The organism is Microbacterium sp. (assembly GCF_040394595.1).
Lineage (GTDB): Bacteria > Actinomycetota > Actinomycetes > Actinomycetales > Microbacteriaceae > Microbacterium.
On the sequence record NZ_JBEBSA010000013.1, the window covers coordinates 64,744 to 73,374 of the forward strand.

Genomic DNA, 8,631 nt, shown 5'->3' on the forward strand with positions numbered 1-8,631 from the left:
GCGGGTCAGCGCTTGACGATCGCGTAGGTCACTGCGGCGGCGATGATGCCGGCGCCTCCGGCGATCGCCACCCGTGCCACGAAGCTCAGGTCGGTCCACAGCGCCACGGCGATGCCCACGAGCAGCACGGTGAGGAACAGCGCTGCGGTCGAGGATCGTTCGGCGCGCCTCCGGCGCCGTGTGCCGTCTTCATCGGATGTCATGTGTCCGCCTCCTTCTTCTCTCTCCCACCGGTCAGCTCGCCGGAGCGTCTCGCCGTCCGAAGATCCGCCACGAGACCGCGGCGGCGGCCGCCGCCCATGCCATGAGCCCGAGCTGCCCGATCAGGATCCGCTCGACACCGCGGGCCGGGATGGTGGAGATCGCGACGGCATCCATCGCCAGATTCCCCGGCATCGCGGAGGAGACGCCCGAGATCACTGCGCCGATCAGCCGCGGCAGCAGCTCGGCCACGATGCTCGCCGCGACCGGCACCAGCACCAGCGCGCCGAGGAGGACGAGGATCGCGAGCGCCGGCGAACGCGTCAGAGCCCCCGCCCCGGTGGCGAAGATCCCGAGGAAGGCCGAAGCGAGCGCCGCGCAGAGCACCACGGCGAAGCCTGCACCGAGGTACCGCCCACCGGTGCCGAACACAGCACACGCCGCGAGCACCGGTCCGCATGCCGCGAGCACGGAGACGACGGAGAGGAGGACGCCGGCGATCGAGCGTCCGAGCCAATAGCGTCCGCGCCGGGGCACGAGCGCGAGCGCGACAGCCGTCTGCCCAGAGGCATCCCGTGCCGAGGCTGATGCCGTGACGAGCGACACGACCATCATCGCCGCCGTTGCGCTGAGCTCCAGGGGCGTGGTCATCAGCACCGGGGCGACGTCCTGCGCCATCAGGAGCAGCACGATGAGCGCGACCGATCCCGCGGCGATCCCCACGCTCACGGCGACGACGAGCCCGCCGAGCATGCCGCCGGCCCTGCGGAGCCGGAACACCTCCGCAGAGACGACCTGGCCGACGGTCTGGCTGCGGAGATGTCTGCGCGTGGGCTTCATCGGCTGCTGCGTGATCTGCGTGACGGTCATTCCGCTCCTCCCGCCGTGGGGGCGAGTCTCTCGAAGTAGGTCTGCTCGATGGAGCGCTCGCGCACGGTGAGATGCCGAAGGCCCGCGGACTCCTCGAAGGCGATGCGCCCCACCTCCTGCGGGGAGACGTCGTGCACGAGCATTCCGTCGTCGAACTCCTCGCACCGGAGTCCGTGACGGATGAGCGCGGCCCTGAGGGAGATCGTGTCGACGGCGCGGACGAACACCGACGGGTTCTGCTCGGTGGCGACGAAGTCCGACACGGTGCCCTCGGTAACGATCCGCCCCGCCTCGATCATCACCACCCGGTGCGCGACCAGGGCGAGTTCCGCCATGTGGTGCGAGGACAGCAGCACGGCGGCACCCCTCCCTGCCTGATGGGTGATGTACTCGCGGAACCACTGCACACCGGCCGGATCGAGCCCGTTGGAGGGCTCGTCGAGCAGCAGGATCCGAGGGTCTCCGAGACCGGTGACCGCGATCCCCAGCCGCTGGCGCATCCCCAGCGACATGCGACGCACGCGCACCTGCTCGGCGCCGTCCAGGCCGACGAGCGACAGTGCCGATCGCGCTTCCCGGGCCGAACGGCCCTGCAGCCGCGCCGCGTAGACGAGGTAGTCGAGCGCGGTCATCCGATCGGGAATCGACTCGGCCGACAGGAAGACGCCCATCGTCCCCGCCGGATCGGCGGCTTCCGCATAGGGCCTCCCCTCGACGAGCACCCGCCCGCGATCCGGCGACGCCAGGCCCGCGATCATCCTGAGCACGGTGGACTTCCCCGCGCCGTTGGGGCCGACGAACGCGGTGATCGCGCCCGCCGGCGCGGTGAAGGACACGTCTTTCACCGCGAATGCCGCACCGAACGACTTGAACACGTTCGCGACTTCGATCATGTGGGCTCTCCTCTCGTCTGCGGGTGCGTCATCCCGACGCGCCCCTCGCGCCTCCGGCGGCGTGCGATGTCCGGGGCGACCGTCTCCAGGGCACTCGCCACGCCGGAGGCGACCGCCGTCGAACGCTGCATCGCGAGGAACGCCCTGGGAACGCCGGCGAAGTACCGGACGCCGACGATCCGGGCACGGATCCCGGCGCACGATGCCGCCGACACCTGGTGGACGGCCGTGATCCTCACGACATCCGCCCGATCGAACACGTGGCTCTCCCGGGCGTGCACGAGACCGTCGACGAAGGCGATCCGGCGGGAGAAGAGCCGCGCGGCGGAGAGGAGCATCGCAGAGAGCAGCAGGACGCCGAGTACGCTCACGACGGCGGGGAGACGCAGCGGCGCGGAGACGACGAGGACGGATGCGGTCGCGGGCCCCACGATCGCGCAGGCGACGACCGCCGCCCGGACCGCCGCCCGCAGACCAGGCTCGGACAGCAGCGGCGGGGCCGGGAGGTCGAGCCCGAGAGCCGAGAGCGCCTCGCGCACCGCAGAGCGCGGCAGGGAGGGGAGGATGACGTTCCCCGCGCCGACCGTCGAGGTCTCCTGCGAGAGAAGCTGGACCCGAACACGGTCGAGCACCATCTCGATCGCGTTCCGATGCGCGCGGATGCCCACGATCGCCGAGGGGACCAGCACGCGTTCACGACGCTCGATCAGTCCATGGCGCACGATCACCTCACCACCGCGGCGGATCACCGTGAACCCGTGGAAGCGGACGAGTGTGAGAAGGGTGCCGGCGACGAGCGCGACCGGAACCAGCAGCGGCGCGAGCCAGATCCCCGAGCCCGGTGCCTCCGCGCGCCAGATCCCCAGGGACTCGAGATCGTCGATGACGCCGAAGGCCGCCGCGGCCCCGAGGACGACGATCTGGCCTTGCGCCGCCCCGGCGAGCAGCAGCTGCGCAGCCGTCGCACGATAGACCGCCTGCTCGTCATCAGGATCCTTCGTCGGCGGCGTGGGAACGACGTCGCCGTCGTCCAGGGCCGGCGGGCCGACCGTGCGCGAGAAGGCGGCGAGGCGTCCGGCCGCGTCATCGTCCACACCGGTCAGCTCGATGCGCCCCTCATCGGTGCCCTCGCCGCCGGTGTGCAGTGTCACCACGGACAGCCCGAGCAGCCGGTACGACCAGGGGGTGAGCCGTTCGCACGCGACGATGCGACCGCGGAGCACGACCGTGCGGCGCCGCACCCAGATCCCCTTCTCGACGTGCAGCTCGCCGCCGAGGACGCGGTACCGGAACGTCGCGAACTCGACCACCGGATGGACGAGCCGCACGAACGCCAGCACGCCGATCAGCGGCAGCGCGACCGCACCGAAGACGCCGGCGGGACTCGTCGACAGCACGACGGCGGCGAGCGCCAGCCCACCGAGCGCCGGTGCGCCGTGGAGCTCGGCGGCCAGCACACTGCGCAGCGGCAGGCGGTCGAGTGCGAGCCCGTTCATCGGCCCTCCGGTTCCGGCGCGAAGACCGCCAGCACCCGCTGCCGGATCCGCTCCGCCTCGGGAGGTGAGACCGGACCGAGGTCGTCGGAGTGGGCGATGGTCGCGAACGAGACCTTGGCGAGCCCGAACCGACGCAGCAGCGGACCCCGCACGATCGACACGTTCAGGATCTGCGCGGTGGAGATCACCAGGTCGCGGCGGATCAGCACGCCCCGTCGGATCCGCACGGCCCCGTCGGCGACCTCGTAGGAGGTGTTCTCGACGATGCGCCGATCGACGAAGGGGAGTTCGACGGCCGCGCCGACGATCGCGAGGAACGAGACCGCGCACAGGGACGGCAGGCGCCATTCCTCGGGCACGATCCAGAATGCGATCAGCGCGACCGCGGACACGGCGACCAGCAATTCGATGAGGGACCGCACGCGGAGATATCGAAGCGCGCTCGGCGGTAGCGCACGCGCATAGGGACCCCCGCGCGTCTCCGCGCCCTCGCTCACCATCGGCATGGGTTCCCCCTCCCCGCTCTCACCGAAGGGTGCGGAGGGAGGTGGCCCCTCCGGGGGTCGCCTCCCTCCTGCGGATCCTTCCCTACGCCAGCCCCAGCAGCTGCAGGATCCACTGGATGATCGACGCGAACGAGACGCCCCGCTCGAGCCACTTCAACACCTGCTTCCAGTTGTTGCGCGCCCACGCGACCACGCGATTGACCACCCGCACACCCCATCGCCACACCTGACCGAGCACCCACGCGATGAACCTCAGAACAGCACCCATGTGCATTCCCCTTTGAACGTGATGATCCGATCCGCATTTCCCGGGCGGGAATGCGGCAGGAATTCACGCTAAGGAGCGAGGAATTCGCCGGGAATACGCCTTTCGTCGATTTCTCATATCCAAATAGATATGCATTTGTCCAATTGTCGATGCCGATATCCGACATTCGTCGTACCCGAACGGAGCGAGACCTCAACGCCGCACCCCGCCGTCGACCCCGAGGGCGCGGAGGGCGACCTGCAAGCGGTCGCGCACCATCCACTTCTCCATCACCCGGCCGAGATGCACCTTCACGGTGGCCTCGGACAGATGCAGCGACGCGGCGATCTCCCGGTTGGAGCAGCCCCGCACGAGCAGGCGGACGATCTCACGTTCGCGTGGCGCCAGCACGTCCCGCCATCCGTCCGCGCGCTCCTCCGCCACATCTCCCTGCACGTGCGAGACCGCGCCCCTCAGAACTCCGCGCGACACGAAGGGATGCCCGGCGACGACCTCGTGCACCGCCCTGCGCAGCTCATCCGGATCCAGCTCGCCGCCGAGCACCGCGTCGGCTCCGGAGCGGAAGGCGGCGGCCGTCGCGGGATACCCCGTCGACGCCGACATCACGACCACGCGGAGACCCTCCTGGACCAGCCGCCGCACGACCGCGGTCATCCCCTCGGCATCGGCGGCGACGAGCACGAGCGCGGCGGGCCTCATCCGCACGCTCTCCTTGACGACCTCGTCCCATCCGTCACCGGACACGAGGAGGCGCGAGACGCGGAGCTGCGGGTCGGCACTGAGCAGATTCGAGACGGCCGACGCGATCAGCGTCTCCCCGGACACGACCAGCACCGCCGTCACCGCTGTATCCCGAGCCATGTGCACTCCCGACGACGTCGAGCCGCACCCCCGCGCTCGCCGTCTCTCCGATCCGGGACGCCCGCCGTTCGGTGCGTCCGTGTTCAGGACACTAGTACCCGGGCACTCTCGCACCGGAGTTATCCACAACCCCTCGTCCGACGAATCCGGAGCGGAGCTCAGAAGTGCATCGGAAGGGGCCTCCGGGGGTGCGTTTCCGCGCTTTCACGGGGAATCGAAGGGCCTCGACCCGCCGATAGACTTGAGCGCATGTCCAAGGTCCTGCAGTCCCTCCCGGTCGGCGAGCGCGTCGGCATCGCGTTCTCCGGTGGTCTCGACACCTCCGTCGCCGTCGCGTGGATGCGCGACAAGGGCGCCGTGCCGTACACGTATACCGGCGACCTCGGACAGTACGACGAGGACGACATCGAGTCGATCCCCGGCCGCGCCCTCGAGTACGGCGCCGAGAAGTCGCGCCTGATCGACTGCAAGACCGCCCTGGTCGAGGAGGGCTTCGTCGCCCTCTCCTGCGGCGCGTTCCACATCCGCTCCGGCGGCAAGACCTACTTCAACACCACGCCGCTCGGCCGCGCCGTCACCGGCACGCTGCTGGTGCGCGCGATGAAGGAGGACGGCGTCGACATCTGGGGCGACGGCTCCACCTACAAGGGCAACGACATCGAGCGGTTCTACCGCTACGGCCTGCTCGCGAACCCCCGCCTGCGCATCTACAAGCCCTGGCTCGACGCCGACTTCGTCACCGAGCTCGGCGGGCGCCAGGAGATGAGCGAGTGGCTGGTCGCGCACGGCTTCCCCTACCGCGACTCCGCGGAGAAGGCCTACTCGACCGACGCCAACATCTGGGGCGCCACGCACGAGGCGAAGACCCTGGAGCACCTCGACGTCTCCCTCGAGACGGTCGACCCGATCATGGGCGTGAAGTACTGGGACGACTCGGTCGCCATCGCGACGGAGGACGTCACCGTCACGTTCGAGGGCGGCCGGCCGGTGGCGATCAACGGCACCGAGTTCCGCGACCCGGTCGCCCTGGTGGACGAGGCCAACAGGATCGGCGGACGCCACGGCCTGGGCATGAGCGACCAGATCGAGAACCGCATCATCGAGGCGAAGTCCCGCGGCATCTACGAGGCGCCGGGCATGGCGCTGCTCTTCATCGCCTACGAGCGCCTCGTCAACGGCATCCTCAACGAGGACACCCTCGCCACCTACCACGAGCAGGGCCGGCGCCTCGGACGGCTGATGTACGAGGGCCGCTGGCTCGAGCCCCAGTCGCTGATGCTGCGCGAGTCGATCCAGCGCTGGGTCGGGTCGACGATCTCCGGCTCGGTGACGCTGCGCCTGCGCCGCGGCGATGACTGGACGATCCTCGACACCGTGTCGCCGAACCTGTCCTACGCCCCCGAGAAGCTCTCGATGGAGCGCGTCGGCGACGCCGCGTTCGGCCCGGTCGACCGCATCGGACAGCTCACCATGCGCAACCTCGACATCGCCGACTCGCGCTCGCGTCTCGAGCAGTACGCGGGGCTGGGCCTGGTCGGCGGAGCGACCGGCGAGCTCGTCGGACGGGTGACCGCGGGCGAGGCCGGAGAGATCTCGGCCTCGGAGACCGAAGGCGATGCCGAGCTCGCGGAGGCCGTCGACGCGGCATCCGAGTCGGCCGCCTTCGACGCCGGCACCGACTGAGCTCGGGGGTAGGTTCCGCGGAACGGGCGGGGACCTTCCGCGTCCCGCGCCCGAACCACAGACCATGTCCCGAAACCCGAACGAACCAGGCAGATCCACCCGCGAAACGTGACAACATCCGCGGAACGGGACAAGGTCCGACAGGGCCCAGCACCCGGATCCGTCCGCGGATCGTGACAGCGTCGGCGAATCGGGACAGACTCGGAACTGTGAAGTCGCCCAGGATGCCCCGAGGGATCTTGCACGCTGAAGTGCAAGATCTATCCTGGAACGCATGACGCCCTCCCAGGAGCCCCGCCGGAAGGACGCGGTGCACAACCACGCCGCGATCCTGGCCGCGGCCGTCTCGGCCCTCGCCGAGGACCCCTATGCGTCGGTCGATGCGATCGCGCGCACGGCCGGCCTCTCCCGGCGCACCCTCTACGGACACTTCGACGACCGCGATGCGCTGATCCGCGAGTTGATCGCGAACGGCGCGCAGCGCTTCAACCGCATCGCCGAGGAGGTGCACGACCCCGATGCCCGCGTCGCCCTCGCCCGGCTCGCGGCGCTGCTCTGGCGCGAGGCCGCGCACGTGCAGGTGGCCGCCGCGCTCGCCCTGGACGAGGCGCACGTCGAAGGCACCGCGGAGGCGCTCGCCCCGCTGCGGCGCCGCGTCGCCGCCCTGGTGCGGCAGGGGCAGGACGACGGCCAGTTCCGCGAGGACATCGCGGCGCCCACCCTCGCCCGCCTGATCGAAGAGGTCGCCCGCACGGTGGTCGCTCGCACCGACGCCGCTTCCCCGGGTGCCGCCGACCTCGCCGTGCGAACACTGCTGAGCGTGGCCGGACTGTCCTGGCGCGCGGCGGACGCCCTCCTGGCCGAGCACCCCGATCTCCTGACATCCCCGGAGGAATCCGCATGAAGATCGTCCTCGACGGCGTCTCGAAAGGGCGTCAGGGCCAGGCCCTCCCCGAGACCTCGCTCCACTACGAGAGCGGCGACGTGCGCTTCGTCCTCGCCGAGACCGAGCAGCGCCCCGCCGTGCTCGGCCTCATCGCCTCCGGAAGGATGAGGCCCGACACCGGACGCGTCACGATCGACGACAACGCGGATGCGAGGGGCCTGCGCCGCCGGATCGCCCTCGTGGATGCCCCGGATGTCAGCGACCCGCACCCCGGAGTCGCGGTCGCGGGCATGGTCGGCGAGGAGCTGATGTTCGCCGGGAAGCCCGCCACCCCCGTCCACGCGCGGCGCTGGCTGGCGAGCGCCGGATTCGCCGACATCGCCGGCGTGCCGATCGGGAACGTCGATCCGTTCGCCCGGGTGCGCATCCTGTGCGAGCTCGCCGTGCTGCGCGACGGCGTGGAGGGCATCGTGCTCGTGCACCCCGACCGGCACGGCGGCAGCCCGGACGGCTGGTCGAGGATCGCGCGCGAGTTTGCCGAACGGGGCTACGCGATGCTCGTGATCATCGGCGGCTCCGCAGCCGCCGCGATCGAACGGATGCCCGCCGCCGGCGCCCATCCCCGCGACGACGGCTTCGACGCCGCCCTCGTGCCGGACCGGCTCCCGGATGCCCCGCGCCCGGCCACCGAGGTCCCGTCCGACGCGGATGCCGACGAAAGACGCCCCTCGTCGGAGGCTCCCGATCCGACCGACGCCGCCGGCATCCGGGATTCCCGCGGCGCTCCGGCCTCCGGCTCCCGCGCCGCATCGACCCCCGCAGGCGGCGCAGACGCGGACGGGCATGTCGACGCCGACACGTCTCCCGGCGCATCCGACCCGGACCTCGCGAACACGCCCGCATCCGACTCCGGACGACATGCCCCGCGCACGACCGCAACCCCAGACCCGGCCGACCCCCCGCGCAC

General features: G+C 70.8%; 10 protein-coding genes. 3 read left to right on the forward strand and 7 right to left on the reverse strand.

The genetic code is table 11. The annotated features are described in order from the left end of the window. Positions 1-5 precede the first annotated feature (5 nt). The 7 genes from ABWO84_RS12410 to ABWO84_RS12440 form a co-directional block, all read right to left on the reverse strand. Positions 6-203, reverse strand: a complete 198-nt coding sequence (locus tag ABWO84_RS12410; RefSeq protein WP_353114969.1) for a hypothetical protein — start codon at positions 201-203, stop codon at positions 6-8. A gap of 31 nt (positions 204-234) precedes the next feature. Next, positions 235-1,071 carry a hypothetical protein gene (locus ABWO84_RS12415; protein WP_353114971.1) on the reverse strand — a complete coding sequence of 279 codons (837 nt, stop codon included), beginning with the start codon at positions 1,069-1,071 and terminating at the stop codon, positions 235-237. Beyond that, the gene (locus ABWO84_RS12420) at positions 1,068-1,964 is read right to left on the reverse strand and encodes an ABC transporter ATP-binding protein (RefSeq protein WP_353114973.1); all 897 of its coding nucleotides are present in this window, start codon (positions 1,962-1,964) and stop codon (positions 1,068-1,070) included. Before ABWO84_RS12420 ends, ABWO84_RS12415 begins: the two co-directional genes overlap by 4 nt. Then, complete coding sequence (locus tag ABWO84_RS12425) at positions 1,961-3,460, reverse strand: PH domain-containing protein (protein WP_353114975.1); 1,500 nt, start codon at positions 3,458-3,460, stop codon at positions 1,961-1,963. Before ABWO84_RS12425 ends, ABWO84_RS12420 begins: the two co-directional genes overlap by 4 nt. Next, a complete protein-coding gene (locus ABWO84_RS12430; protein WP_353114977.1) occupies positions 3,457-3,966 on the reverse strand; it encodes a PH domain-containing protein in 510 nt (169 codons plus the stop codon). The genes ABWO84_RS12425 and ABWO84_RS12430 overlap by 4 nt, the downstream gene beginning before the upstream one ends. Positions 3,967-4,048: 82 nt before the next feature. After that, positions 4,049-4,234, reverse strand: a complete 186-nt coding sequence (locus ABWO84_RS12435) for an aureocin A53 family class IId bacteriocin (RefSeq protein WP_353114979.1) — start codon at positions 4,232-4,234, stop codon at positions 4,049-4,051. A 192-nt stretch (positions 4,235-4,426) separates the two neighbouring features. Next, on the reverse strand, positions 4,427-5,095 hold the full coding sequence (locus ABWO84_RS12440) for a LuxR C-terminal-related transcriptional regulator (RefSeq protein ID WP_353114981.1): 669 nt from the start codon (positions 5,093-5,095) through the stop codon (positions 4,427-4,429). 249 nt (positions 5,096-5,344) lie between these two features. On the opposite strand from ABWO84_RS12440, the gene argG reads away from it, so the two are divergent. The 3 genes from argG to ABWO84_RS12455 form a co-directional block, all read left to right on the forward strand. Further along, positions 5,345-6,778, forward strand: a complete 1,434-nt coding sequence (gene argG / locus ABWO84_RS12445) for an argininosuccinate synthase (protein ID WP_353114983.1) — start codon at positions 5,345-5,347, stop codon at positions 6,776-6,778. 274 nt (positions 6,779-7,052) lie between these two features. Next, positions 7,053-7,682, forward strand: a complete 630-nt coding sequence (locus tag ABWO84_RS12450; RefSeq protein WP_353114985.1) for a TetR/AcrR family transcriptional regulator — start codon at positions 7,053-7,055, stop codon at positions 7,680-7,682. Continuing rightward, the coding region (locus ABWO84_RS12455; RefSeq protein WP_353114987.1) for a hypothetical protein at positions 7,679-8,631 on the forward strand (953 nt) is incomplete at its 3' end. The genes ABWO84_RS12450 and ABWO84_RS12455, both read left to right, overlap by 4 nt.